This is a genomic window from Microbacterium sp. LCT-H2, from assembly GCF_001866135.1.
GTDB lineage: Bacteria > Actinomycetota > Actinomycetes > Actinomycetales > Microbacteriaceae > Microbacterium.
In genome coordinates, this window is the sequence record NZ_MODW01000015.1 from 1 (window position 1) to 880 (window position 880).

1 protein-coding gene is annotated in these 880 nt (G+C 60.6%); it reads left to right on the forward strand.

Annotated elements, in window-relative coordinates:
* The first annotated feature begins 61 nt into the window (after window positions 1-61).
* A complete protein-coding gene (locus BK819_RS16220; RefSeq protein ID WP_001389365.1) occupies window positions 62-826 on the forward strand; it encodes an IS6-like element IS6100 family transposase in 765 nt (254 codons plus the stop codon).
* Window positions 827-880: the final 54 nt, after the last annotated feature.

Below are 880 nucleotides of genomic sequence, written 5' to 3' on the forward strand. Positions count from 1 at the left end.
GGCTCTGTTGCAAAAATCGTGAAGCTTGAGCATGCTTGGCGGAGATTGGACGGACGGAACGATGACGGATTTCAAGTGGCGCCATTTCCAGGGTGATGTGATCCTGTGGGCGGTGCGCTGGTATTGTCGCTATCCGATCAGCTATCGCGACCTTGAGGAAATGCTGGCGGAACGCGGCATTTCGGTCGACCATACGACGATCTATCGCTGGGTCCAGTGCTACGCCCCGGAGATGGAGAAGCGGCTGCGCTGGTTCTGGCGGCGTGGCTTTGATCCGAGCTGGCGCCTGGATGAAACCTACGTCAAGGTGCGGGGCAAGTGGACCTACCTGTACCGGGCAGTCGACAAGCGGGGCGACACGATCGATTTCTACCTGTCGCCGACCCGCAGCGCCAAGGCAGCGAAGCGGTTCCTGGGCAAGGCCCTGCGAGGCCTGAAGCACTGGGAAAAGCCTGCCACGCTCAATACCGACAAAGCGCCGAGCTATGGTGCAGCGATCACCGAATTGAAGCGCGAAGGAAAGCTGGACCGGGAGACGGCCCACCGGCAGGTGAAGTATCTCAATAACGTGATCGAGGCCGATCACGGAAAGCTCAAGATACTGATCAAGCCGGTGCGCGGTTTCAAATCGATCCCCACGGCCTATGCCACGATCAAGGGATTCGAAGTCATGCGAGCCCTGCGCAAAGGACAGGCTCGCCCCTGGTGCCTGCAGCCCGGCATCAGGGGCGAGGTGCGCCTTGTGGAGAGAGCTTTTGGCATTGGGCCCTCGGCGCTGACGGAGGCCATGGGCATGCTCAACCACCATTTCGCAGCAGCCGCCTGATCGGCGCAGAGCGACAGCCTACCTCTGACTGCCGCCAATCTTTGCAACAGAGCC

What these genes read in the sequence shown, in the direction of transcription:
- BK819_RS16220 (WP_001389365.1), top strand. Translation starts at nt 62, where the DNA reads ATGACGGATTTCAAGTGGCGCCATTTCCAGGGTGATGTGATCCTGTGG.